Genomic DNA, 24,237 nt, shown 5'->3' on the forward strand with positions numbered 1-24,237 from the left:
CCGTCGGGGCGCCGGGGAGGGGCGCACCGATCGACGACTCGACCGGGGCGCACGAGGCGTGCTCGCGGGTTCGTGGCCCCGGGGAAAGCACGGGGAGGAGGCCACGAACCCGCGTGGTCTGCACGTCGGGTCGGTCCTCACGCTTCGCTCGCGGCGACTTCCACGGCCCGGTCGGGTGTCTTGATCCACTCGAGGCTGGGAGCGGCGAACAGGCTCACGGTGGTCAGTTCGGTGAAGCCGAGCGAGCGCGCGAGCAGCTTGGACTGCCGGTTCGCGGTGGCGATGTCGGCGACCACCCTGGTGGCTCCCGCGCCGTAGAGCGCCCGGAGGCTCGCGTCGGCGAGTTTGCTGGCCAGTGCTCTGCCCTGGAAACCGGGCCGCAGCGCGATCCACTCGACGTGCCCCCAGTGCTGGTGGGTCAGGAAGGGCATGGACGCCAGGATGAACCCGACCACGGCACCTTCGGAGTGGGCCACGTGGCAGGCCTCCGGCTGCTGGTCCAGGTGCTTGGCGATGGCGCTCAGCGACCAGGTGGAGTACGGGAATTCATCGGTGTCGAAAACATCGTTGCCCGTTTTGAGCACTTCGGGTACGTCCTCGGACGTCATGGGGCGTATGTCAGCGATTGATGTCATGGCGGGAATAGTAACCGGCGGGGATTGTTTTGTTCGCCTCTCCCGGGTGGGCACACTTTCGAGTGATCCATTTCTAATCTGTCGGAAAAATGGATCCGTTCTGTTGCTCTTTTTCTCACTCTTCCGGGGGTGTAGCGATAAAGATCGTGCGAGCGGGCGGTATGCTTCCCCGCTGTGGAGGAACAAGCCGCACACACTGCTGTGGATCGACAGAGCCGCGACAGGCTCGCCGGGCTCGTTCGGGACCTGACGGTCGTGCACGAGCCGGTCACCCTGTCCTCGGGTAGGCGGGCGGACTACTACGTGGACCTGCGCAGGGCCACGCTGCACCACGACGCGGCACCGCTGATCGGTTCCCTGCTGCGCCGGCTCACGTCGGACTGGGACTACGCCGCCGTCGGCGGGCTCACCCTGGGCGCGGACCCCGTCGCCGCCGCCGTGCTGCACGCGAGCGGGCAGCCGCTCGACGCCTTCGTGGTGCGCAAGGACACCAAGCAGCACGGCATGCAGCGCCGCATCGAGGGGCCGGACGTGACCGGCCGCAGGGTTCTCGCCGTCGAGGACACCTCCACCACCGGCGACAGCGTGCTCACGGCCGTCGAGGCCCTGCGCGAGGCCGACGCGGAGATCGTGGGCGTGGCCACCGTGGTGGACCGGGACACCGGCGCGCGCGAGGCCATCGAAGAGGCCGGGCTCCCGTACCGCTCCCTGCTGGGGCTCTCCGACCTTGGGCTGGCATGACGGCGGTGATCCGGCGGCGGACGCGCCGGAGCGCGCCACGCGTTCGCGGGGAGGTGCGGTGACTCCGGAGAGTGTCCCCGCCGTGGACGGCGGAACCGAGAACGAAGAGCGAAATTCAGCCGAACGAGTGAGCCCGGAGCGGGCCACGGCCGAGCCGGGACCCACCGAGTGGGGGACGGCTCCGGTCGGGGTCGGCCCCTGGGAGGGGGAGTGGCCGGACGACGAGCGCTACGACCCCGAACTGCTCGAGCACGGGGACCGGCGCAACGTCGTGGACCAGTACCGGTACTGGCACCGCTCGGCCATCGTGGCCGACCTCGACCGCCGCAGGCACGGTTTCCACGTGGCCATCGAGAACTTCCAGCACGACCACAACATCGGAACGGTCGTGCGCACGGCGAACGCTTTCGCCGCGCGGGCCGTGCACATCGTGGGCCGCAGGAGGTGGAACAGGCGCGGGGCGATGGTCACCGACCGCTACCAGCACGTCAGCCACCACCCCGATCTCGACGAGCTGCGCGACTACGCCGACGGGAACGGGCTGCGGATCGTCGCGGTGGACAACACCCCGGGGGCCGAGCCCCTCGAGCGGGCGACGCTGCCGCGTGACTGCGTGCTGCTGTTTGGCCAGGAGGGACCCGGACTGGGGGACGACTCGCGGCGGATCGCCGACCAGGTGGTCTCCATAGCCCAGTTCGGCTCCACCCGCTCGATCAACGCGGGGGTGGCCGCGGGGATAGTGATGCACACCTGGGTGCGGCAGCACGCCGACCTCACCAACTCCTGGTGACCGATTCCACGGGCGTCGTGCCCACCGGTGACCGGAGCGCAGGACCTCCGCGCGGCGGGGCCGGGGCGTGTCGCCCTGATAGCGGACCGTTCACGAGCCGGTGGCATCATGAGGACATCTCCACCGCGTGACATCCACGCGTTCCGGTCGATCCACGTGGAGCCCTCCGCGGGTGGATTCTTCCGGTGACCGCTGAAGGAAGCCGGTGTCAGCCGACGTCCCACAACGAAAAGCAGGTCATGGTCAAATCAGCACGCTCGTATCTGGCTAATCTGGTCCGAGGGGGACTGATCGGCACCGCCGAGATCGTTCCCGGCGTAAGCGGCGGAACGATCGCCCTGGTCACCGGTATCTACGAAGCCCTCATCGGCTCGGCCGGTCATCTGCTCAGCGGGCTCAGGATGGCGGTGGCCGACGTTCCGCGCGGGGCGGGGCTCTCCAGGGCTTCCGCCGAGCTGCGGCGGGTGCGCTGGGACGTGGTGCTTCCGGCGCTGATCGGCCTGGTCTGCGCCGCGCTGATCGCGGCCAAGCTGCTCGAACCGGTGCTGCACGACCACCCGGTCGCCTCGAACGCGGTGTTCTTCGGCCTGGTGCTGGCCTCGCTGTGGGTTCCGATCTCGATGGTCGGGCGCCCGTGGCGGGCCTCGGACGTGCTGACCGCGGTCGTGGTGGCCGCGATCGCCTTCGTGCTCACGAGCCTGCCCCCGACCTCGATAGCGCCGAATCCGGTGGTCGTGGCGCTGGCCGCGGCCGTCGCGGTGTGCGCCCTGGTGCTGCCCGGGGTTTCCGGCTCCTTCTTCCTGCTCTCGTTCGGGCTGTACGAGACGACGATCTCGGCGCTCAACGACCGGGACCTGGGCTACATCGCCACCTTCGCGCTCGGGGCGGTCATCGGCCTGGGGCTGTTCGTCAAGCTGCTGCAGTGGCTGCTCGAACACCGCAGGCGGATCACCCTGGTGGTTATGACCGGTGTGATGGCCGGTTGCCTGCGGGCGCTGTGGCCGTGGCAGACCGAGGGGCGCGCCCTGCAGGCCCCCTCGGGCGACGCGGGCGTGATCGCCCTGTTCTTCCTGCTCGGAGTGGCCCTGGTCACCGCCGTGCTGCTCGTCGAGCGCCTGGTGCTGCGCAGCAGGACGACGGCCGAGTCACCGACGGAGCAGATCACCCGGGTGAGCTGAAGCCGCGTCCGGCTCTCGGGCAGGCGGCCCCGGGCGAAGCCCTCGTCGGAAGTTCGGGGAGGGGCGGGGCTCGGTCCGCCGATCCGCGGGGGCGGTCGCGCGGTGGTTCAGTGCAGCGTGAGCACTCCTGCCACCGCCCCCGCCGCGACACCGAGCAGCAGCGCGAACAGCAGCACGGACAGCACGGGCAGCTTCCGCCGCCTCGGACTCCGCGGTGGAGCGGGCGGCGGACTCGTCGGTTGAGCGTTGCCCGCGGCCTGCGCCTGCAGGGCCGCCGACAGCATCCGCTCGGGAGGCTGGTTCTCGCCGCTGCCGCCGCTCGTCGAGGCGTTCATACTTCCACTGTAGGTCCGCGGGCCGTGGTGCGTCGCCGGCGGACTCCCGCCCGGTGCGGGGCCGAGTGCCCCGGAACCGGACGCGCCCTCCCAGCCGGACGCGCCTTCCCCGCCCGGGCGCAGCTCAGCCGGACGCGGCGCGGCGGCCGCCGTCCTTGAGCACCTCGGTGGGGCGCAGCTGCTCGTCCAGCACCACCAGGTCGGCGGCCAGCCCGGAGCGGATCGAACCGACCCGCCCGGACAGCCCGAGCTGCTCGGCCGGCCTGGTGGAGCAGGCCGCCACCGCCTCGGTCACGTCGAGCCCGCAGCGCAGGACCAGGTTGCGCAGCGCGGTGTCCATGGTCAACGTGCTGCCCGCCAGGGAACCGTCCTCCAGGCGCGGTTCCCCACCGGAGACGGTCAGCGGCAGCTCGCCGAGTTCGTACCGGCCGTCGCCCGCGTCGGTGGCGCTGATCGCGTCCGTGACCGCGACGGTTCGGGCAGTTCCCGCGTGGCGGGCGACCAGCCGGGCCACGGTCGGGTGCAGGTGCACCATGTCGCAGATCAGCTCGACGGTGACCCGCTCGTCGTCGAGCAGCGTGCCGACCGGTCCCGGTTCGCGGTGGTGCAGCGGCCGCATCCCGTTGAAGAGGTGGGTGGCCACGGTGGCTCCCGCGTCGACGGCGGGCTCGACCTGCTCGGCGAGCGCGTCCGTGTGGCCGATGGCGACCGTGACCCCCGAGGCGGTGAGCTGGCGGATCGCTTCCACCGCCCCGTCCAGTTCGGGGGCCAGCGTGACCATCCGGATCGCCCCTTCACCGGCGTCGAGCAGCTCGTCGACGGACTCCCGGTCGGGCGAGCGCAGCATCGACGTGTCGTGCGCGCCGCAGCGCACGGAGGAGAGGAAGGGGCCTTCCAGGTGGATGCCCGCCAGGTCCCCGTTCGAGACGGGCCCGAGCAGTGCCCGTACCTGCTCACGCAGCCGGGGGATGGAAGCCGTGACCAGGCTGGCCACCAGCGTGGTGGTGCCGTGGGAGCGGTGCGTGGCCACCGTCCGCTCGATCTGTTCGGGGTCCTGGCTGGTCAGTGAGCCACCGCCGCCGCCGTGGCAGTGCATGTCCACGAATCCGGGCACGATCCAACTCCCCGTGAGGTCCGCGGGTCGGTCCCCCGGAGCTGGGCCCTCACCGACCTCGGCGATCCTGCCGTCCGCGATGCGGACCCAGCCGTTTTCCAGGACTCCTTCGTCGGTGACGATCCGACCGCCGATCGTGGTCGGCGCGGTTGGTTCGGTGCTCACGGTGTCGGCGTTCCTTCCAGGGAGGCGGCAGTGCGCACGGGACCGGAGTGCGGCGTGCGACATCGAACCGGGCGCCCCGTGCTGTCGGGCGGGTGTTGCGAGTGCGTCCCCCCGATTCTACTTTGGTCTACACCAGCTGTGGTGAACGAATCGGCGGTGCCTGCTGCGTGGGTGGTTGCTCAGGCTCAAAGCGCCTGAGATGGCGTGAGCCTGCTGGTCGGGAGGGTCCGGGTGCTCTGCGCACTTCAGATGGAAGGCTCCGTTCCACGCGAGCGCTTTGAGCCCACGCAGAACGAGAACATCCGGTGCGTGAGTTGGATGCATTGCAAGGCCGGGCCGCTCGCCGCGTAGGTCGCTACTCAAGAGCGTGCCCAACACAGCAAGGCGCCGACTCACGTGCCGGCTAAGCAACCACCTGCGCGAGCCGCGAACACTTCACCCGGAAGTGCCGAGGTGCTTCTGCAAGGCCTCCAGGGCCCGACTGGCCGTCGACTTCACCGTCCCCTTGGACACGCCGGTGGCCTCGGCGATCTCGCCCTCGGACATGTTCCCGTAGTAACGCAGCACGAGGACCTCGCGCTGGCGCCGTGGCAGGTGCCCGAGAGCCGTGACGATCGCCTGGTGCTCGGTCGACAGCATCGCCAGGGACTCCGCGGAGCGCGCGTCCGGCTGGTGCGGGGGCTGGTACTCCCGCGCGGTCTTGCGACGGCGCAGCACCGAGCGGCTGCCGTTGACCACGGCCGTGCGCAGGTAGCCGACCGCGGCCTTGGAGTCGCGCAGCTGGGACCAGTTGCGGTACAGCCCGGTGAAGGCCTCCTGGACCACGTCCTCGGCGGTGGCCGGATCGTCCACCAGCAGGATCGCGAGCCGCACCATGCGCATCTGCTGCTGGCGGTAGAGGTCCTCCAGCCTCAGCGGTGCGTCCTGGGTCTCCTCCTGCTCCCCCGAGCCGTCCAGGGTGCGTAGGTGGCCGAGAGTGCGCTCGACCGAGCGCTCGATTCCGCTGGTTCCGTCCCCGATCACGACTCCGCAAGGTACCGTCCGCGAAGGGGGTGCGTCTGCTAACCCGGTAATGTCCGCAAGGAACTCGTTACAATCGCTCGCGCGAGGAGTCCCCGCATGACCACATTCGTCGTCGAGATCCGCTACGGCAGCGATCGGGATCTGCTCGAGCGGACCCGCCCCGCCCACCGCGAGTACTCGAAATCGCTGTCGGAGCGGGGATACCTGGTGGCAGCGGGCCCGTTCGCCGACGACAGCGGCGCGATGCTGGTCTACGACGTGGCCGACAGGGCGGCGCTCGACGAGCTGCTCGCCGAGGACCCCTACACCACGGAGGGCGTGCTGGCCGAGACCACCGTGCGGGAGTGGAGTCCCGTGACCGGCAGCTGGCTCGGCTGAGGCGTACGGGAGCTCGGCAGGTCGGTTGTCCCCGGAAGCCGGTAGGCCTCTCGGGGCGGCCGGGGCGAGTACGAGGCCGCTTCGACGTCGGACGCGTCGAACGACACCGATGATTCGGACCGAACGGGCCGAGACCGGAGCACGAGATCTCGCACAGCCTCTCGGCTGCTCATTCGGCCGCTGTTGCTGTTGTTGCGCCGGGGCTCGTGGAAGCAGCCCTTGGTGGATCGTGCTCCTGTTGCAGGAAGCGGACCAGCGCGAGGGCTGCGGCTGCTAGCCGTAGTTACCGGGAGAGTCGTTCAGAGGGCCCGCGGGGCTCGCTGAGGATGGGGAGGCTACCTCCGCTGTAGCCAGGAGCTCTGGATACAGCTCTCCGCTAACATCCCGTGGACACCGTTGCGCCGTTGTGTCCAGCTCTCACACGTTGATGTCGGTGAGTTCACCGTGACCGAATGCGTTCGAACTCGGTGGTGTATTCCAACGGCGCGTGTACACGTGGCTGCTATGAGGACGATGCCGTGCTGGCTGATCGCCGGTCGATGTCATATCGGTAGTCGCATTCCAACCGTACTGAACTGGTCTAGCTCATCAGACGACTTCGGGATCAGTGGTGGAGCACGCCCCCGGATGTCGTTGCATCTGACGATCCCGTTATCGACGGTCGGGGCGACCCGCCGCCGACTCCATCCTGGAACCCTGCGGCGACCGTCCCCGTGGGGCGACCATAGGTGAGGTCATTGGGTCAGTGTTCGTTTTCTGTCACTACGTGAACAAAGATTGGCTGTGTCGCGAGAACACGAATTGCCGCGAATAATAAAAATGTTATCCAAATTGCTGGATTTTTCCTGGGTTGATTGTCTTGTGTCTTTTGTCGCTGGTGTGACGGTTGACCGAAAGAAGTGTGCATGGGTAATTTTTGATTTGACCGAATCGAGTTTCGGTTAAATTTTTTCCGGGGGAAAGGATGTGTGCTGTGGTGTTCTCGATCGGGGCATCGCGCTACATCGGCGCGGCAACTTTAGGGATTGTGGCTTTCGTGGGTTCTGGTGCGGTCGCTTGCGCTGATGATCGCTCGAGTGGTGTGAATTCAGGTGTTTCCGCTCGGGCGGTTGTTCGAGCAGGCGACAGCCAGGAGCAACGCCAGCTTGTTTCCAGTGATACGCTCAATCAAGTCAAACCATACGTGTCCGTCGACTCAAACGGTGTGACGATGACTGTCCCCGAGGAGGTCGAGAAGAACCTTCCTCGGGAGGAAATGGAGCAGCTCCGGGAGTACCAGAGTCAGATCAACCAGTTGATCGCTGACGGTGCAGCGGAAGTTCGGCCGGATGGAACCATTGTCCCGTCCGATTCTGCTGAAGGGGGAATAGCGAACTTCTTCGGGCGCCGACAGGGCATGGTTACGTGAAAGCGCACTGGTACGGACTGGAGGTCGCCTTCGATTCCTGGGTGCGGAACAAGATCAACGCGACCGGCGGGGTCGGTGCCTTGGTCGGAGCCATCGCTACGGGCCCGTGGGCTGTCGTTATTGAGGCAGCGTCCGGTGTCATCGTTGCCGAGGCCAACGCGTGCGCGCACGAGGACGGCTATACGTACATGTACTTTATCGGAGTGACCGCACCTGTCACGGGTGGAATTCCCACTCCTGTTTGCAATCCCTTCGGGTGATCGAGTGACTATGCCATTGAAGACGGATGGACTCAAAGAATCGTCGACCTTTCGCTGGACCGGTTTCGTGGTTTCGCTGGTGCTGGCATTGGCAGCGGCGATCGCCGGGTTGGTCGCCCTTTTCACGGGAGTGGGCAGCACACCTGTGGTAGTGCTGTTGTTCTGCTATCTGGCGTGCAAGCTGGTGCTCTACATCTTGGGCTGGCGGACACCGTTGTACGACAACCCGTCCCGGTAGGGATTGTGTGGAAGGTGTCGAGGTCATCCCGCCCGCGACGGCGGAAGACCTCGATACAGCCGCTGGTCGCGAGGTGCTCCGGGCCGGACGGTCGAGTCGCCGAGGACGAGCCCTCCACTCGGTCTGGGCGACGACCTCCTCGGACACACCCCGGGCCGGGCCGCCTCCGGCCAGGAACGTGCCCGGGCGGAACGGTCGTCGGACAGGTGGGACGCGGCGGGTCGTGGTCGGCACCGAACACCACCGGCGCCAGTGGTTCACCGGAGTCGGACTCCCACAACCGCCGGACCGGTGTGGTTCCCCCGAACGTGCCGAGTTCGGTGCGGCGGGCGGTGTCCTGCGGGGAACGGCGCGTTCGGGTGTCTTGCTGGGAGGATGTGGCCATGACGACGCAAGGAAATCTGCTGGAACCTCCGGAGACCTTCCTGCCGGAGGACACCGCCGCGCAGACCGAACTCGACGAGGGCAAGGCTGCCAACGAGGTCGCGGCGCGCCACCCCACCTGCAGCGCTGCCTGGGCCCAGCTCGCCGAGCTGGCTCTGGAGTCGGGGGAGTCCGTGGCCGCTTACGCCTACGCCCGCACCGGTTACCACCGTGGGCTGGACTCGCTGCGGAAGGCGGGGTGGAAGGGCTTCGGCCCCGTCCCGTGGAGCCATCGTCCGAACCAGGGGGTGCTGCGTTCCGTGGCGGCCCTGGCCAAGGCGGCGCGGGCCATCGGCGAGGACGAGGAGTACGAGCGCTGCCGCCAGCTGCTGGCCGACAGCGACCCGGAGTCGCTGGAGCCCAACGGCCTGAGCTGATCGAGGTTTTCGGCGCGGTCCGCTCGATCGTTCGGGTGAGGTTTCGGCGCAGGCACGTCGCAGGCCGGCCCCGGGAACTTCGGAAGCGGTGACGGTCCGGCCCGCTCACTGGGCGTTCACCCGCCTGGGCGGGGTTACTCGGCGTGCTTGACGGAGAATGGCGACGTGCAGCGATTGCGCCAGGAACTCAGCAGGCGGGGGCGTCGCCTGCTGCGAACGGGCATCCCCATCGTGCAGTGCGCAGTGGCCGCCGGGCTGGCCTGGCTGCTGGCCCGGCACGTGGTCGGGCACCCCCAGCCGTTCTTCGCCCCCATAGCCGGAGTGATCGCCCTCGGCGTCTCCCTGGGGCAGCGGTTGCGCCGCGCCGCCGAGCTGGTCGTGGGCGTCAGCGTGGGCGTGGGCGTGGGCGACGTGCTGATATCGGTGATCGGGACCGGTCCGTGGCAGATCGCCCTGGTGGTGGCGCTGGCCATGGGCACGGCCGTCCTGCTGGACGCGGGCGGGGTCATCGTCATGCAGGCCGCTTCGTCCTCGGTGCTGGTCGCGACCCTGCTGCCTCCGGCCACGATGGGCGGGCTCAACCGCATGGTCGACGCCGCTATCGGTGGTCTGGTGGGGCTGGTGGTGGCCGCGCTGCTGCCGCAGAACCCGCTGGCCGTCGCCCATCGGCACGGGCGCGTGGTCCTCGGGGAGCTGACCGAGGCGTTGCGCGGGATCTCCGCCGCCATGGCCAGCGAGGACGTCGCTGCGGCCTCGGAGGTGCTGGCCGGGGCGCGCAAGAGCCAGCGCTCGGTGGAGGAGCTGCGCTCGGCCCTGACCACCGGAAGTGAGATCGCCCGTTTCGCGCCGCTCCGCTGGCACCACCGCGCCGATCTGGAGCGCTACCAGACCGCAGCCACCCCCGTGGACCGCGCGCTGCGCAACACCAGGGTGCTGACGCGGCGCGCGCTCGCCGCGCTGCGGGACGACGAGCGGGTTCCGCGCCCGCTGCCCGGGATGCTGGAAGAACTGGCGGGTGCGGTGGTCCTGCTGCGCGACGAGCTCGCCGACGGGGCGGAGCCGCTGCGCACGCGCGAGGCCGCACGCGCCGTCGCGCGGAGGACCACCGTCCGGCTGCTGTCCGAGACGGACTTCTCCATGCAGGTGGTGGTGCTGCAGGTCCGTTCCATCGCGGTGGACCTGCTGCAGGCCACCGGGATGGGGCGTTCCGAGGCGCTGGCCGAGCTGCCTCCCCTGCACCCGGAGTCGGACCAGCAGTGACCGGAACCTCCCGGAGGCCGGTGCGGGCGGCGGTGCCGCAGCAGCGCGGTTCGGCTGGTCAGCAGCCCTGAAGGACGTCCCGGAGGGTCTTCTTCTCCGCGGTGGTCACGGACAGCTCCCACTTGTGCTTGGTTCCGGTCCAGGCGGCCGCGTAGCCGCAGTGGGTGCTCCGGTCCGGGGGAAGCCACTCGTCCGGGGCATCGTCCCCCTTGGACCGGTTCACGCTGTCGGTGACCGCCACGAGCTGCGGCCCGTCCAGGTCGTTGGCGAACTTCTCGCGCTTGTCGACGGTCCACTCCGAGGCCCCCGAACGCCAGGCCTCGCCCAGCGGAACGATGTGGTCTATGTCCATGTCGGATGGATCCGTCCAGGTTTCACCGTCGTACCAGCTCTCCCACTCGCCCGAGGTCGGGTAGCAGTCCCGGCCGGTGTCCACACCCGTGCCCTCCCGGATGAGCACGCGCTCGCGCACGTTGCAGTTCCGCCCCTCGGCCTCGGCCCAGTGCGGGAACTCGTCCCTGTCGTAACCGTCCATCGACCCCTTCGGGGCGACCCGCAGCTCGTCGAGCAGGTCGGCGGCCTCCGCCGCGCTCGGCGTGCCCGGCGGAGCCGACTCGTACTCGGCTCCGGTCGACGGTCCACCGCAGGACAGCGTGGCCAGCAGCGGCAGGGTGAGCAGGAGCTTGGTCGCGTTCCTCACTGGTGCTCTCTGTTCGGCGTTGGTGGCTGATGCTCGACGACGCACTGTTGATCATCCGTTTTCCGCGGTGCCTGCCGCAATACGATGATCGGTGATTCGTGTCGCCACCCGTTCGGTCGTGCAGCGGAGTCGCTCAGGGCCGGACCAGCAGCAGGTCCCTGGTGTGCCGGTACCAGGCGCAGCGGGTCAGCGGCCTGGGGTGGGCCACCCCGTCCCGGTGGACGGTGGCCTGCTCGAAACTGGCCTGCACGGCTCGCCCGCGCGCCGTCTCCCGGCGACGTCGCAGCAGACCGCGGTGCGTGACCCTGGTCACCAGGCCGTCCATGATCGGGGCGGGCTGGGTGGCCAGCGGGTCGTCGGTCGGTTCGGGCAGCGCGGAGGCGTCGGGATCGGGGAACACCTCCACCGAGCGTGCGGGCCCGTGCAGCACGCGCTGGTCGTCGCAGTAGATCTGCCCGGTGATCGGTTCGATCGTGCCCAGACCGAGCAGCACTCCGCCGGAGTCGTCCCTGATGAGCGGGGTGGGGCGAGCTCGGCCGTCCAACGCCTGGTCGAACCGGCCCGCCGGTATCGACCACAGCTCACCGGCGGGTGACTTCTCCACCGGAACGTAGCCGACGGCCAGCTCGTCCAGCAGTCCCTTGCGGAGCAGGCGCAGCACCACCGCGGCGAGGTCCGCGTCCGTTCCGTGCACGATGACGCGCCCCGCGGAATCGGCGAGTATCGGGTCGACTTCGGTGCGTGACGGCTGGGCGGGGAGGTCGAACCATCGCAGCCCCGCGTGCGTCGGACGTGCTTCGGTATCGACGTTTCCGCAGGATAGTGCGGTGGTAGTCACGTTACGCTCCTGGTTTACCCTGATCGACCGGCATTGGCAGGTGCCGGGCCTTCCTTGGAGTGGCGGCGCAGACGTGGCCACCGACAGCGATGACCCGCCGTCACCAGTTGCACAGACCGCCTCCAGTGACAGGTTGGAGTTTCACATGCCGGCAATCGTGTTGATCGGCGCCCAGTGGGGCGACGAGGGAAAGGGTAAGGCGACCGACCTGCTCGGCGAGCAGGCGCAGTGGGTTGTGCGCTACCAAGGGGGGAACAACGCCGGGCACACCGTGGTGTTGCCGGACGGGCAGGACTTCGCGCTGAAGCTGATCCCCTCCGGGATCCTCAGCCCCGAGGTGCACAACGTCATCGGCAACGGCGTGGTCGTCAACCCGGAGGCGCTGCTCGAGGAGCTGGACGGTCTGGAGTCGCGGGGGGTCGACACCTCCAAGCTCTCGCTGTCGGCGGACGCGCACCTGGTCATGCCGTACCACGTGGCCATGGACAGGGTCACCGAGCGCTACCTCGGCAAGAAGCGCATCGGGACCACCGGGCGCGGCATCGGGCCCTGCTACCAGGACAAGGTGGCCCGCGTCGGTGTTCGCGTCCAGGACGTGCTGGACGAGAAGATCCTGCGCCAGAAGGTCGAGGCCGCGCTGGAGTACAAGAACCAGGTGCTGGTCAAGGTGTACAACCGGCGCGCCATGGACCCCGACGAGGTGGTCGACACCGTGCTCGCGCAGGCCGAGCGGTTCGCCGGTCGGGTCGCCGAGACGAAGCTGATGCTGGACCAAGCGCTCAACCGCGACGAGACGGTGCTGCTGGAGGGCTCGCAGGGCACGCTGCTGGACGTGGACCACGGGACTTACCCGTTCGTGACCTCCTCCAACCCCACCTCCGGGGGCGCGTGCGCGGGCGCGGGGATCGGCCCCAGCAGGATCGACTCGGTGGTCGGCATCCTCAAGGCCTACACCACGCGGGTCGGAGCCGGTCCGTTCCCGACCGAGCTGAACGACGCCGCCGGGGAGAACCTGCGCAAGGTCGGCGGCGAGGTCGGCGTGAACACCGGCAGGGACCGGCGCACCGGCTGGTTCGACGCGGTGATCGCCCGCTACGCGACCAGGGTGAACGGCATCACCGACTACTTTCTCACCAAGCTCGACGTGCTGTCCGGGCTGGAGACCATCCCGGTCTGCGTCGCCTACGACGTGGACGGGATGCGCACCTCCGAGATGCCGATGACCCAGACCGGGGTGCACCACGCGGTGCCGGTCTACGAGGAGATCCCCGGCTGGCGCGAGGACATCAGCGGCGCCCGGACCTTCGAGGACCTGCCGCCCAACGCCCGGGCCTACATCGAGCGGCTCGAGGAGCTGGCGCAGGCGCGGATCTCGGCGATCGGGGTTGGGCCCGGAAGGGAGCAGACCATCGTGCGCCACGAGATTGTTTGATCTTCTCTGGGCACGCGGTGCAGGTTGCGTGGCGGTGCCGGTGGCGGAACCTCTCGCGGGCTCTCGCTGCGGGTGCCCCGACATCGGGTAGCGGCCTACACAACGTCGGGGCCGTCCTCGCGAGAGCACCACGAGAGAACCCGCGGCGGTGCCGGTGGCTCGGGCTCACAGCGCTCGCGTTGGGGTGGACCCCTTGAGTGGGAGTGCCTGTCCGGGTGCTCTGCGCACTTCCGGGAGAAGGTTCCGTTCCACGCGAGTGCTTCAGCCTGACCAGGACGAGAAGCTCCGGTGCGTGAGTCGGATGCATTGCAAGGCCGGGCCGCTCGCCGCGTAGGTGGCTACTCAAGAGCGGCCCAACGCGGCAAGGCGCCGACTCACGTGCCGGCCAAGCAACCAACCGAGCAACCGGCACCGTCGACCCTTCACTCAAGGGCGTGGACGGCTGTGTCGGGCTGATCGGCGAATACGGCATCGACCCCCGTGGCCAGGAGGGCGCGGAGGAAGCCGAACACGTCCCCGTAGGCGCTCGCCCCGCCCGCACCGCGGAAGTCGGCGGGCAGGAAGGTGTTCTCGGCCCGGACGGTGTAGGGCACCACTTTCAGCCCCGCCCGGTGGGCGTGCTCCACCAGCCGGGTCGGTTCCTCCAGGTAGCCCTGGTCGTCCCTGGGCAGGATCATGGTGGTCACCGGGGCCACCCAGTCCGCGTACTCGGCGACGTCCCGCAGTCCCTCCGGGGTGACCATGTCGGCGTAGGTGCGCGGGTCCCCGCTCGCCGTGAAGTCGTACGGGGCTCCGCTGCTCGAGACCAGCTGCACCAGGTCGACCCGCAGCCGCCGGTCCAGCCTGCGCAGGTTGCCGACCTCGAAGGACTGCACCGCGACCTCGGCGTGCGGAGTGTTGAGCCCGTTCCGCTCGAGCGCGTCCACCAGGCGGGGTTCCACGGGCAGCCCGACCGAGCGGAAGTAGCTCGGGTGCTTGATCTCCGGTGCGATCCCGATCCGCCTGCCGAGCTCGTGGGACAGCTCCCGCTTCAGCTCGATGATCTCCCGCAGGGTCGGTATCTCGAAGCGGCCGTCGTAGATCGTGTTCCGCTGCCGGATCTCGGGGAGTCGTTCGGTGGCGCGCAGCGTCTTCAGCTCGGCCAAGGTGAAGTCCTCGGTGAACCAGCCCGTCACCGATTCGCCGTCGACGACCTTGGTGATTCTGCGGTCGGCGAACTCGGGGTGCTGCTCCACGTCGGTGGTGCCGCTGATCTCGTTCTCGTGCCTGGCGACGAGCGCGCCGTCCTTGGTGGGCACGAGGTCGGGCTCGATGTGGTCGGCCCCCATCCGGGCGGCCAGTTCGTAGGAAGCCAGGGTGTGCTCCGGCCGGTAGCCGGGCGCTCCCCTGTGTCCGAAGACCTCGATGGACTCCCCCTGCTCGGAACGTTCGGGATGCCGTGGTGCGCTCTGCGCGGCACCCGCCGAGGGTGCCAGAGCGCCGACGGAGAGCACGGACAGTGTCAGGGCGCACAGCAGCGCTCGCGCGCTTGGTCGGGTTCTGCGTCGCACGGCCGGGGCCCTCCTCGTGATGCGACCGGTGTCCAACGGAGGGGAAGTATCCCGCACGCTTCGCCACCGCTCGATCAAACGAGAACTTACGCGCTGCTAGGCCGCGATGAATTCTTTGCGACTCGCGTCGCCCGTTCGGCGGGGGTGGGCGGTCGTCGCCCCCACCCGAAGCTTTACGCTGCGGGGCGTGCGCATCCTCGTGATTGGTGCAGGTGGCAGGGAACACGCGATCGTGTTGGCGCTTTCCCGCGATCCCGCAGTGACCGCTCTGGCGTGTGCCCCGGGCAACGCGGGAACCTCGGTACTCGCCGAGTCCTACCCGGTCGACGTGTCCGATCCGGCCTCGGTGACCGAGCTCGCCGTCGGGTGGCGAGCCGATCTGGTGGTGCTCGGCCCGGAGACCCCGTTGGTCGCGGGTGTGGCCGACGCGCTCCGCGCCGAGGGAATCGCCTGCTTCGGCCCTTCCAGAGCCGCCGCTCGCATCGAGGGTTCCAAGGCCTTCGCCAAGGACGTGATGCTCTCGGCCGGGGTGCCGACGGCGCACAGCGAAACGGTGGACAACCCGGCCAAGCTGGACGCGGCGCTGGTCAACTTCGGCCCCACCTGGGTGGTCAAGGACGACGGGCTGGCCGGTGGCAAGGGCGTGCTGGTCACCGAGGACTTCGACGCGGCACGCGCCCACGCGCTGAAGCTGCTGGAGGACGGGCACCCGGTGCTGCTCGAATCGTTCCTGGACGGCCCCGAGGCGTCCCTGCTGTGCCTGGTCGACGGTTCGACGGTGCGCCCGCTGCTGCCCGCGCAGGACTTCAAGCGGGTCGGCGACGGGGACGTCGGCCCGAACACCGGTGGAATGGGCGCCTACGCCCCGCTGCCGTGGGCGGACGAGGGACTGGTCGACGAGGTGGTGCGCACCGTCGTCCAACCCACCGTGGACGAGCTGGCCAACCGCGGGACCCCTTTCTCGGGGCTGCTCTACGCGGGGCTGGCGCTGACCTCCTCCGGCCCGCAGGTCGTCGAGTTCAACTGCCGGTTCGGCGACCCGGAGACCCAGGCTGTGCTGGCGATGCTGCGCACCCCGTTGGCGGGCCTGCTCGACGCGGTTGCCCGGGGTGAGCTGGCCGAGCAGCCCGGGCTGGAGTGGTTGCCGGGCGCCGCCGTGACGGTGGTCCTCGCCGCGGAGGGCTACCCAGGGCGGCCGCGCGTCGACGAGCCGATCGGCGGTTCCGACGGGCCCGGGGTGCTGCACTCCGGAACCCGGACCCGTCCGGACGGGAGCGTGGTCTCCGCGGGCGGTCGGGTGCTGTCGGTGGTGGGCACCGGAGCGGACCTGGAGTCCGCGCGGGAGGAGGTCTACCGCCGGGTCGATGCGGTCCACCTGCCGGGTGCGCACTACCGCACCGACATCGCGGCCCGCGCGGCCCGTGGCGAGATCGAGATGCCCCGCGTGGCCGACTCGGTCCGCAACTCCTGAGCGACTCCTCCGGCGAACCAGCGGCTCGACCCGTCCGGTTGCGCCGGTTGCCCGACGTCCCTCGAGATTTCTCGAGCGCGTGGGACCTCAGCCCGGGCGAGTTGTGGGACGCTGGCGGTGATGGCTCCACGCGGTGGGTCGTGCCCGTGCTCGCCCGCCGCGCTCCGCGGAGCCTCTCCCGTGGTGAGGTGAGCTGAAGATGTGGTGGAAGGTCGTTCTCGGACTGCTCGCGCTCTGGCTGGTGATCTCGGTCGGCGGGGCGATCATCGGGTTCGTGGTCAAGGGACTGTTCTGGATCGCCGTGCTCGGCGGCGCGCTGTTCCTGGCCACGGCCGCGGTCGGTTGGGCGAAGAAGGACGACAAGCAGCTGAGGAACCGTTCGCGGTGAACCGTGGTCCGGCGTGTGCACCGGTCCTGCCCGGGCACGCGCCGGAGGGAAACCGGCGCCGGGAAACCGGTGCCGGACTCCGTGGCGGGTCAGCGGCCCTCCGCGGGAGTGGACAGCCCGCGTGAGCGCAGCACCTCGCGCGCGTGCTCGGGACCCTGCCAGAGCTCGGCGGCGAGCCCCGCCCGACGGGCCGCCTCGACGTTGGCGGGCCCGTCGTCGAAGAACAGGCACTGCCCCGGTGCGGCCCCGAGCCGGTCCAGCAGTATGCGCCAGATTCCCTCGTCGGGTTTCGCCGTTCCCAGGTCACCGGAGAAGAGCAGCCGCCGGAAGTGCCGCGTCCAGGGCATCCGTTCCACGGTTCGCGCGAACGTGACCGGGGCGTTGGACAGCAGGGCCAGCTCGGACGACCGCGAGCCGAGCTCCCGGAGCAGGGCGAGGGTGCCCGGATCGAACTCCGACCACCCGGCGACGTCGATCCGGGTCAGCTTCTCGGCCTGCGCCGCGTCCACGCTCCGGTCCAGCCGTCCGGCCACGGCCTTCCAGTACTCGTGGTCGGCGAGCCCCCGGTCGTAGGCGTCGCGCTCGGCGAAGTACGCGGTCGTCACCTCGGCGAGGCCCGAATCGTCGAGTCCCAGCTCGGCCGCGATCCGCGGCAGCGCCTCGGTGGGCCTGCTTATGACGCCACCGTAGTCGAAGACCAACCAGCGCGGGGGTTCGAGCGAGTCGGACACGTCCGGCGACCTCCTGGGAACTGCTCTCGAGTTGGTTCGCTTGGCGGTGCGAGCGGCCCGGGTGGTGCGTCTCGGAGCCGAGGGCGAGCGCGGACCCGTTCGGAAAGGTTGCCAACCCGTCGGCACGGGTGGCAACCGCCCGCTGCGGCGCAGCACTCGCCGGTGCTCAGGCGCCCTGGTCCACCCGGCGCAGCACCTCGTCGATGTCGGCCGAGCTCACGTCACCGTGCGTGACGAACCGCAGTCTGCCGCCCATCGGTACGGCGAGCACGCCGAGCCCGCGCAGCCACTCGAGGCCGTGCTGCACGTCCGGCACGGAGGCCAGCACGATGTTCGTCTGCGGCGAGGTGATGTTCCAGCCGCGCTCGACGAGTCCCTCGGCCAGCTTCTTCGCGTTGTCGTGGTCGGTGCGCAGCCTCTCGGTGCGGTCCAGCGCCACCAGACCGGCCGCGGCCAGCACACCGCCCTGGCGGACGCCGCCGCCGAGCATCTTGCGCATGCGGCGGGCCTGCTCGACGAACTCGGAGCTGCCCGCCACCGCGGAGCCGACCGGAGCGCCGAGCCCCTTGCTGAGGCAGGTCTGCACCGTGTCCGCGCCCACGGTCAGGGCGGCGGCCGGGACTCCCAGCGCTGTCGCGGCGTTGAAGATGCGTGCGCCGTCCACGTGAACCCGGAGCCCGTTGTCCTTGGCCGCGGCCACCAGCTGCGCGTGCTCGTCGGGCGGGATGACCGTGCCCCCCGCCCCGTTGTGCGTGTTCTCGAGGCAGAGCAGGTTGGTGCGCAGCGCGTCGTAGCGCCCGCTGTCGGCCGCTTCGGAGCGGATCAGCCGGGGGGTGGGGCGCCCCGGGCCCGCGTCCCAGCTCAGCGGTTCGGGCATTCCGGAGGCGAGCCAGGCGGCCGAACCGAGCTCGTGGGTGAGCACGTGCGCTTTGCGCGGCGCGAGGAAACGGTCCCCGCGCTGCAGGTGCACGGAGAGCGCGATCAGGTTCCCCATGGTGCCGCTGGGGACCCACAGCGCCTCCTCGGTGCCGAGCAGTTCCGCGATTCTGGCTTCCAGCTTCCGCATGGTCGGGTCGCGGTCCAGCACGTCGTCGCCGAGTTCCGCGGCGGCCATGGCCGCCGTCATCCGCTCGTCGGGACGTGTCACCGTGTCGGAACGGAGATCGATCGGCATCAAATTGGTCACGAACGGATCACACCATACGGGTGCGTCGGCGGGGAATCGGGTGTTCGCAGGCGGGGCGGTCCCGCTTCCGGCGGGGGTGTGGTGATCGCCCCCGGTGGACGTGCAACCGTGAAGGGCGGACGTTCCGTCCTGGTACGTGTCGGCACGCAACGAGCGGAGGCTTCCGCGTGGACCAACGCGAGGAGCAGGAGTTCGCGGAGTACTTCGCGGCTCGGCGGGAGGCCGTGCGTCGGATGGCGTACATGATGTGCGGCGATTGGCATCGCGCGGACGACCTCGCCCAGAGCGCTTTCATCGCGGTACACCGCAAGTGGCGCAAGATACGCGACAAGGACGCGCTGGACGCCTACGTCCGGAGGACCCTCACGCGTGCGGTGATCGACGAGTCGCGGAAACCGTGGCGCCGGGAACGGACGGTGGAGCAGCTCCCCGAGCGGCCCGCCGGGAACCCGGACGTGGACGACTCCGTGGCCACGCGCCGCACCCTGCTCGCCGGATTGCGCATGGTGCCGCCCAAGCAGCGGGCCGTGCTGGTGCTGCGCTATCTGGAAGGACTCGACGTGGCCGGAGTCGCCGAGATCATGAAGTGCAGCGAGGGCAATGTGAAGAGCCAGACGGCGCGGGGGCTGGAAGCGCTCCGAACCGCTCTGGGGGACTCGCTCGGCGATCTGCGGTCGATGTCGTGAGGAGGTCGGACAGTGCAGGAGCGTGATCTAACCGAGCTGTTCCGGGAGGCGGCCGAGGCCGCACCCGAGGCCACGTTCGACGAGAACGACGTGGCCAGGGCTTCCCGCCGGGTGACGGCTCGCAGGCGGATCGGTGCCGTCGGGGGGTCCACGGCGGTGCTGGCCGTGCTGGTCACCGGTGTCGGCTTCGGCGCGGGCTGGTTCGAGCCGGAGGTCAGCACCAGGGCCGATCCGCCGCCGAGCGCTTCGGCTCCGGAAGGCCCGGAGCCGCGTTCGGGGGGCGCGGACGAGGCTCCCACGATGCTCTCCGTCCCGGGCGGGGGCACGTCGAGCGAGTGCGGTCCGCCGGACCAGCGGCTGGCGGGTGAGCTCTCGGAGGAGCTGCCCGAGGTCTCCGAGGCGAGCGCGCCCGTGGCGGCTGCGGACTGTCCGCCCGAGGCGAAGACGGCCTCCTTCCAGCTGAGCCGGGGTCAGGCCAGCGGTAACGTGGCCGTGGTCCTCAGCCCGGCGGCCGCTGCCCCCGACGGGGGCGACGCCGAGCTGGAACGCAAGGACGACGGCGGGGTGGAGGTGACCGTCCGCGCGAGCAGCGGCCGGGAGCTGACGCTGCGCAGCAGCCCGGACAGCGGTGGGCCCGCCCCTTACGCCGGGCAGCTGCGCGACATCGCCGAGCGACTGGCCGGCGAGTTGTGATCCAGCCGCTCGTGAGCCCGCCGGGGGCGGTGCTCGTGGTGGTTTCGCCCACCAGAGTGGTACGGGCGTGCCATTTTTTGGGTAGGGTGGTCCGCGGAAGAGGTTGACCACCCTCCCGTGGAAAGGCGAGCTGTCATGGCCTGGCTGGTGTTGCTCCTCTCCGGTCTCCTCGAGGCCGGGTGGGCCGTTTCCCTGAAGCTCTCGGAGGGGTTCAGCAGGCTCGTGCCGAGCGCGGCCTTCCTCGTGTTCGCGGCGGGCAGCTTCGCCGGGCTCGCCTGGGCGATGCGCGCGCTGCCGGTCGGCCCGGCCTACGCGGTCTGGACCGGCGTGGGCGCCGCGCTGACCGCCGTGATCGGCATGGTCTGGCTCGGCGACGCCGTCTCCGCGGTCAAGGTGGTCTCGATCGTGCTGATCGTGGCCGGTGTGCTCGGGTTGAACCTGGCCGGAGGTGGGCACTGAGCCGCCCGCCCGCCGCGGACCCGCTCGCGCGGGCGGTGCGCGTGCGGCCTCTTCCGGACGAGCGTCTTTGCCTAGGATCGGCACGATGACGGCGGCGAGCACTCCGAAGGGCGAACGACGGCGGAACCTGCTGGTGGTGGCCGCGGCCGAACTGCTGACCGAAGGGGGCTTCGCGGCTGTGAGGCACCGCGCTGTCGCCGAGCGCGCCGGGCTGCCGCTGGCCTCGACGACCTACTACTTCGGTTCGCTCGACGAGCTGATCGGCGCCGCTGTGCGGCACGAGGCCGAGGGGGAGCTGGCCGAGGGGCGGCGACGGCTCGAACTGCTCTCGGAACAGCCGCACGGCACGGCGGACGTCATCGAGCTGGTCCTGGACCTGCTGCTGGGGACCGCGTCGCGGGAGGGCGGCACGGAGTCGGTGCTGCTGCGCTACGAGCGGCTGGTCGGTTCACCGCGCAGACCCGCCCTGGCCGAGCTGATGCGCGAGTTGGCCGCGCGGTTGCACGAGCTGCTCGGCGAGATCTTCACCAGGTCGGGCGTGGAGATCAGCGGGGACCGGATGTTCGAGCTGATCGCCCTGGTGGACGGTGCCGTGGTCAACGCGCTGATCGAGAGCGACCCGGATCCCAGGGGCGCGGCCCGGCGGATGCTGCGCGCCCAGCTGCTCTGACCCCGCCCGCTCCGGACGGTCGACCGGTTCGACCCGGTGAACCACGACGAGTCCCGTCCCGCGTGCAACCTCCTCCCGGACCCGCGCGTATCAGGGGGTGCGGCACGGAAGAGGGGTGTGGCCAATGCGGGAGAGCGAAGAGTCGTTCCGGGCCTTCGCACGTACTCACACGACACAGTTGCGGCGCTCGGCCTATCTGCTGTGCGGTGACTGGCACCTGGCCGAGGACCTGGTGCAGAACACGCTCGTCAAGCTCTACCGGGCGTGGTGGCGGATCAACGAGAACACCGCCGTGCGCTACGCGCGCAAGACCCTGATGCGGGTCTGGCTCGACGAGCGGCGCCGACCGTGGCGGCGGGTCGAACGCGGCTACGGCGCCGTTCCCGAGCAGGCGCACGTCGAGAGCGACCCCGCCGTGCTCGGGCAGCGCGGTTGCACCAGGGACCTGGTGCTGGAGGCGCTGTCCGGGTTGCCTGCCAGGCAGCGGGCCGTGCTGGTGCTGCGCTACTGGGAGGACCTGCCCGTCTCCGAGACCGCCGCGATCATGCGGTGCTCCGAGGGGACCGTCAAGAGTCAGGCGTCCAAGGGGTTGCGCAGTCTCCGGACCGAAATCGTGGAACGCGATCCCGAGCAGGCCGGGGTCGTGGCCGAAGGGACAGTGTGATGGACGAACAGCTGTTGCGGGAACGCATGACAGCGGCCGTCGACGGGGAGCCGCCGCTGGGGCTCGATCCGGAGCGGGCGGCCGACGAGGCCATCCGGCGCAGCAAGCGGCGCAGGGCCACGATCGGGAGCGGGGTGGCCACCGTGGCCGTGGTCGGCGCGGTGGCCGTGCTGCCGGGGGTGGCGGGCTCAGGGGGCGGCCAGCAGCTCGCCCCGGCCGCGTCCTCCTCCACTTCGGGAGGAGCGGAGAGCGCTCGGCCCCACCCCGGTCAGCAACGGATCGACCAGCTCGCCCGACACGCGGTCGAGAAGGTCTCCGAGCTCCGTCCGCAAGCTCGCGACGTCCGGGCGAGCGAGGCGAAGTACGTCGGCGGAGGCGAGAAGCTCCCCGCCCACCTGTCGATCACCGTCGCGTTCGTCGACTCCCAGGGGCCCGCCGCGATCGAGATCGACGTGTTCCCCGACGGCGTTCCCGGCGGGGTGAACCTCGGCGAGGGGGACAGCTTCCAGCTCCGGGGCGGGAAGCGCGACGGAGCGGGATCCGGAGACGGGGACGCTTCGAAGGGACCGCAGGGTTCGGAGGGCGATTCGAGCGCTTCGAAGACCGGCGAGCTGTCACCGAACCCGTCGGTGAGGCAGCTGACCAGGGAGCGTGCGGACGGATCGGTGGTTTACGTCGCTGCGGGTGCGCCCGCGGACGCCTCGCGGGAGCAGCGGATGCGGGAGAGCCCGGTGATGCCCCGCTGGCAACTGGCCCGGTTCGCCTCCGACTCGAAGTTCCGGCTCGACCGCTGAGTGCCGGGGTGCTCGTCCGGGTGAGGTCCGGGTGGCGCCACCCGGACCTCACCCGGCGGCAGCGAGATCGTGCTGCTGCTGTCGGGGAAAACTCCCGATTACAGGCAAAATTGGAGCTCCGGCGTCGTGCGATCCGGGCCGCCGGTATCCTTGCCGGACGTGACGGACAAGCCCAGCATTCCCGACGCACTGGCCAGCAGGTACGCCTCACCGGAGCTGGTGAGGCTCTGGTCCCCGGAGCACAAGATCGTCCTGGAGCGAAAGCTGTGGCTCGCGGTGCTGCGGGCGCAGTCCGAGCTCGGCGTCGAGGTCCCCGCCGAGGCCGTCGCGGACTACGAGCGGGTCCTGGAGCGGGTGGACCTGGAGTCGATCGCCGAGCGGGAGCGCGTCACCAGGCACGACGTCAAGGCGCGCATCGAGGAGTTCAACGAACTCGCCGGGCACGAGCACGTGCACAAGGGCATGACCTCGCGCGACCTGACCGAGAACGTGGAGCAGCTGCAGGTGCGGCGCAGTCTGGAGCACGCGCGCGACCGCACCGTCGCGGTGCTGGCCAGGCTGGGGCAGCTGGCCGGTGAGCACGGTGAACTGGTCATGGCGGGGCGTTCGCACAACGTGGCGGCCCAGGCCACCACGCTCGGAAAGCGGTTCGCCACCGCCGCCGACGAACTGCTCGTGGCCTACCGCAGGTTGGAGGAGCTGCTCGCGCGCTACCCGCTGCGCGGCATCAAGGGGCCCGTGGGCACTTCCCAGGACGCGCTGGACCTGTTCGACGGCGACCTGGACAAGTTGACCGAGCTGGAGCGCAGGGTCGCCGGGCACCTGGGCTTCGGCAAGGTGCTCGGCAGCGTCGGGCAGGTCTACCCCAGGTCCCTCGACTTCGAGGTGCTGACCGCGCTCTCGCAGCTGGCCGCGGCACCCGCCAGCCTGGCCAAGACCATCCGGCTGATGGCGGGCCAGGAGCTGGTCACCGAGGGCTTCAAGCCGGGGCAGGTCGGTTCCAGCGCGATGCCGCACAAGATGAACACGCGCTCCTGCGAGCGGGTCAACGGGCTCGCCGTGGTGCTGCGCGGTTACGTCTCGATGTCCGGCGAGCTCGCCGGCGACCAGTGGAACGAGGGGGACGTCTCCTGCTCGGTGGTGCGGCGCGTGGCGCTGCCCGACGCGTTCTTCGCCTTCGACGGGCTGCTGGAGACCATGCTGACCGTGCTGGACGAGTTCGGTGCCTTCCCGGCCGTGATCGGGCGGGAGCTGGACCGGTACCTGCCGTTCCTGGCCACCACCAAGGTGCTGATGGCCGCGGTGCGGTCCGGGGTGGGCAGGGAGACCGCGCACGAGGCGATCAAGGAGAACGCCGTGGCGGTGGCCCTGGACATGCGCGAGCGGGGGCTGGAGCGCAACGACCTGCTCGACCGGTTGGCCGCTGACGAGCGGCTGCCGCTGGACCGCGAGCGGCTCGGCGAGCTGCTGTCCGATCCGCTGGAGTTCACCGGGGCGGCTTCGACTCAGGTGAGCGAGGTGCTCTCCGAGATCAACTCCGTGGTGGAGCGCCACCCCGACGCGGCGGCCTACTCCCCGGCCCCGATCCTCTGAACGGGGGAGAGTCGGCGACTCGGGCTGCGCAGTCACTCACTCGGCGGGCCCCGCGGT

The 24,237-nt window shown here is 70.1% G+C and carries 27 protein-coding genes; 18 read left to right on the forward strand and 9 right to left on the reverse strand.

What is annotated here, in order from left to right:
• Positions 1 to 137 precede the first annotated feature (137 nt).
• Positions 138 to 635, reverse strand: coding sequence for an N-acetyltransferase (locus tag G9Q41_RS04080; RefSeq protein WP_242687127.1), 498 nt, complete (start codon positions 633 to 635; stop codon positions 138 to 140).
• Positions 636 to 836: 201 nt separating this feature from the next.
• On the opposite strand from G9Q41_RS04080, the gene pyrE reads away from it, so the two are divergent.
• The 3 genes from pyrE (at position 837) to G9Q41_RS04095 (ending at position 3,344) form a co-directional block, all read left to right on the forward strand.
• Positions 837 to 1,376 (forward strand): orotate phosphoribosyltransferase, encoded by a 540-nt coding sequence (gene pyrE / locus G9Q41_RS04085; protein ID WP_092525340.1) that lies wholly within the window; start codon positions 837 to 839, stop codon positions 1,374 to 1,376.
• A 127-nt stretch (positions 1,377 to 1,503) separates the two neighbouring features.
• Positions 1,504 to 2,166 (forward strand): RNA methyltransferase, encoded by a 663-nt coding sequence (locus G9Q41_RS04090; RefSeq protein ID WP_092527860.1) that lies wholly within the window; start codon positions 1,504 to 1,506, stop codon positions 2,164 to 2,166.
• 239 nt (positions 2,167 to 2,405) lie between these two features.
• Entirely contained in the window at positions 2,406 to 3,344 is a 939-nt protein-coding gene (locus G9Q41_RS04095) for a DUF368 domain-containing protein (RefSeq protein ID WP_092525342.1), read from the forward strand.
• Between the two features lie 107 nt (positions 3,345 to 3,451).
• Here G9Q41_RS04095 and G9Q41_RS04100 read toward each other — a convergent pair whose 3' ends face one another.
• The 3 genes from G9Q41_RS04100 to G9Q41_RS04110 form a co-directional block, all read right to left on the reverse strand.
• The gene (locus G9Q41_RS04100) at positions 3,452 to 3,679 is read right to left on the reverse strand and encodes a hypothetical protein (protein ID WP_092525344.1); all 228 of its coding nucleotides are present in this window, start codon (positions 3,677 to 3,679) and stop codon (positions 3,452 to 3,454) included.
• Between the two features lie 124 nt (positions 3,680 to 3,803).
• Positions 3,804 to 4,958, reverse strand: a complete 1,155-nt coding sequence (gene nagA / locus G9Q41_RS04105; RefSeq protein ID WP_092525346.1) for an N-acetylglucosamine-6-phosphate deacetylase — start codon at positions 4,956 to 4,958, stop codon at positions 3,804 to 3,806.
• Between the two features lie 435 nt (positions 4,959 to 5,393).
• On the reverse strand, positions 5,394 to 5,981 hold the full coding sequence (locus G9Q41_RS04110; protein ID WP_165632054.1) for a SigE family RNA polymerase sigma factor: 588 nt from the start codon (positions 5,979 to 5,981) through the stop codon (positions 5,394 to 5,396).
• Positions 5,982 to 6,077: 96 nt separating this feature from the next.
• On the opposite strand from G9Q41_RS04110, the gene G9Q41_RS04115 reads away from it, so the two are divergent.
• The 5 genes from G9Q41_RS04115 (at position 6,078) to G9Q41_RS04135 (ending at position 10,325) form a co-directional block, all read left to right on the forward strand.
• Complete coding sequence (locus G9Q41_RS04115; RefSeq protein WP_092525350.1) at positions 6,078 to 6,359, forward strand: muconolactone Delta-isomerase family protein; 282 nt, start codon at positions 6,078 to 6,080, stop codon at positions 6,357 to 6,359.
• 973 nt (positions 6,360 to 7,332) lie between these two features.
• On the forward strand, positions 7,333 to 7,767 hold the full coding sequence (locus G9Q41_RS04120; RefSeq protein ID WP_165632053.1) for a hypothetical protein: 435 nt from the start codon (positions 7,333 to 7,335) through the stop codon (positions 7,765 to 7,767).
• A 270-nt stretch (positions 7,768 to 8,037) separates the two neighbouring features.
• Entirely contained in the window at positions 8,038 to 8,265 is a 228-nt protein-coding gene (locus tag G9Q41_RS04125) for a hypothetical protein (protein ID WP_139186573.1), read from the forward strand.
• 383 nt (positions 8,266 to 8,648) lie between these two features.
• The gene (locus G9Q41_RS04130; RefSeq protein WP_165632051.1) at positions 8,649 to 9,065 is read left to right on the forward strand and encodes a DUF3151 domain-containing protein; all 417 of its coding nucleotides are present in this window, start codon (positions 8,649 to 8,651) and stop codon (positions 9,063 to 9,065) included.
• Positions 9,066 to 9,230: 165 nt separating this feature from the next.
• Positions 9,231 to 10,325, forward strand: coding sequence for an FUSC family protein (locus tag G9Q41_RS04135; protein WP_165632050.1), 1,095 nt, complete (start codon positions 9,231 to 9,233; stop codon positions 10,323 to 10,325).
• A 58-nt stretch (positions 10,326 to 10,383) separates the two neighbouring features.
• Here the strand turns inward: G9Q41_RS04135 and G9Q41_RS04140 are convergent, their stop codons facing one another.
• A complete protein-coding gene (locus tag G9Q41_RS04140) occupies positions 10,384 to 11,025 on the reverse strand; it encodes an HNH endonuclease family protein (protein ID WP_165632049.1) in 642 nt (213 codons plus the stop codon).
• 133 nt (positions 11,026 to 11,158) lie between these two features.
• Positions 11,159 to 11,863 (reverse strand): hypothetical protein, encoded by a 705-nt coding sequence (locus G9Q41_RS04145; protein ID WP_175455130.1) that lies wholly within the window; start codon positions 11,861 to 11,863, stop codon positions 11,159 to 11,161.
• A 145-nt stretch (positions 11,864 to 12,008) separates the two neighbouring features.
• Between G9Q41_RS04145 and G9Q41_RS04150 the strand changes: the two genes are divergently transcribed.
• On the forward strand, positions 12,009 to 13,295 hold the full coding sequence (locus tag G9Q41_RS04150; RefSeq protein ID WP_092525358.1) for an adenylosuccinate synthase: 1,287 nt from the start codon (positions 12,009 to 12,011) through the stop codon (positions 13,293 to 13,295).
• A gap of 422 nt (positions 13,296 to 13,717) precedes the next feature.
• On the opposite strand, the gene G9Q41_RS04155 is transcribed toward G9Q41_RS04150, so the two are convergent.
• Entirely contained in the window at positions 13,718 to 14,845 is a 1,128-nt protein-coding gene (locus tag G9Q41_RS04155) for a glycerophosphodiester phosphodiesterase (protein WP_165632048.1), read from the reverse strand.
• A gap of 187 nt (positions 14,846 to 15,032) precedes the next feature.
• Between G9Q41_RS04155 and purD the strand changes: the two genes are divergently transcribed.
• Together purD and G9Q41_RS04165 are read left to right on the forward strand one after the other, a co-directional pair.
• A complete protein-coding gene (purD, locus tag G9Q41_RS04160; protein ID WP_165632047.1) occupies positions 15,033 to 16,316 on the forward strand; it encodes a phosphoribosylamine--glycine ligase in 1,284 nt (427 codons plus the stop codon).
• 199 nt (positions 16,317 to 16,515) lie between these two features.
• The gene (locus G9Q41_RS04165; RefSeq protein ID WP_092525364.1) at positions 16,516 to 16,704 is read left to right on the forward strand and encodes a hypothetical protein; all 189 of its coding nucleotides are present in this window, start codon (positions 16,516 to 16,518) and stop codon (positions 16,702 to 16,704) included.
• A gap of 89 nt (positions 16,705 to 16,793) precedes the next feature.
• On the opposite strand, the gene G9Q41_RS04170 is transcribed toward G9Q41_RS04165, so the two are convergent.
• Both G9Q41_RS04170 and G9Q41_RS04175 read right to left on the reverse strand, forming a co-directional pair.
• Entirely contained in the window at positions 16,794 to 17,435 is a 642-nt protein-coding gene (locus G9Q41_RS04170) for an HAD family phosphatase (protein WP_092525366.1), read from the reverse strand.
• Positions 17,436 to 17,601: 166 nt separating this feature from the next.
• Positions 17,602 to 18,609 (reverse strand): GntG family PLP-dependent aldolase, encoded by a 1,008-nt coding sequence (locus G9Q41_RS04175; protein WP_165632140.1) that lies wholly within the window; start codon positions 18,607 to 18,609, stop codon positions 17,602 to 17,604.
• Between the two features lie 179 nt (positions 18,610 to 18,788).
• Here G9Q41_RS04175 and G9Q41_RS04180 point away from each other — a divergent pair, with 179 nt between their 5' ends.
• The 7 genes from G9Q41_RS04180 to purB all read left to right on the forward strand — a co-directional run bounded on the left by G9Q41_RS04180 (position 18,789) and on the right by purB (position 24,180).
• Positions 18,789 to 19,307: a SigE family RNA polymerase sigma factor gene (locus tag G9Q41_RS04180; RefSeq protein ID WP_092525370.1), complete on the forward strand. Its 519-nt coding sequence runs from the start codon at positions 18,789 to 18,791 to the stop codon at positions 19,305 to 19,307.
• A 12-nt stretch (positions 19,308 to 19,319) separates the two neighbouring features.
• Positions 19,320 to 20,000 carry a hypothetical protein gene (locus G9Q41_RS04185; protein WP_092525372.1) on the forward strand — a complete coding sequence of 227 codons (681 nt, stop codon included), beginning with the start codon at positions 19,320 to 19,322 and terminating at the stop codon, positions 19,998 to 20,000.
• 135 nt (positions 20,001 to 20,135) lie between these two features.
• On the forward strand, positions 20,136 to 20,459 hold the full coding sequence (locus tag G9Q41_RS04190) for a multidrug efflux SMR transporter (RefSeq protein ID WP_092525374.1): 324 nt from the start codon (positions 20,136 to 20,138) through the stop codon (positions 20,457 to 20,459).
• Between the two features lie 85 nt (positions 20,460 to 20,544).
• Positions 20,545 to 21,129, forward strand: a complete 585-nt coding sequence (locus G9Q41_RS04195; RefSeq protein WP_092525376.1) for a TetR family transcriptional regulator C-terminal domain-containing protein — start codon at positions 20,545 to 20,547, stop codon at positions 21,127 to 21,129.
• A gap of 124 nt (positions 21,130 to 21,253) precedes the next feature.
• Entirely contained in the window at positions 21,254 to 21,793 is a 540-nt protein-coding gene (locus G9Q41_RS04200) for a SigE family RNA polymerase sigma factor (protein ID WP_165632046.1), read from the forward strand.
• On the forward strand, positions 21,793 to 22,587 hold the full coding sequence (locus tag G9Q41_RS04205) for a hypothetical protein (RefSeq protein WP_165632045.1): 795 nt from the start codon (positions 21,793 to 21,795) through the stop codon (positions 22,585 to 22,587). Before G9Q41_RS04200 ends, G9Q41_RS04205 begins: the two co-directional genes overlap by 1 nt.
• A gap of 159 nt (positions 22,588 to 22,746) precedes the next feature.
• Positions 22,747 to 24,180: an adenylosuccinate lyase gene (gene purB / locus G9Q41_RS04210; protein ID WP_165632044.1), complete on the forward strand. Its 1,434-nt coding sequence runs from the start codon at positions 22,747 to 22,749 to the stop codon at positions 24,178 to 24,180.
• Positions 24,181 to 24,237 lie beyond the last annotated feature (57 nt).

The organism is Actinopolyspora sp. BKK2 (genome assembly GCF_011291845.1).
GTDB lineage: Bacteria > Actinomycetota > Actinomycetes > Mycobacteriales > Pseudonocardiaceae > Actinopolyspora > Actinopolyspora saharensis.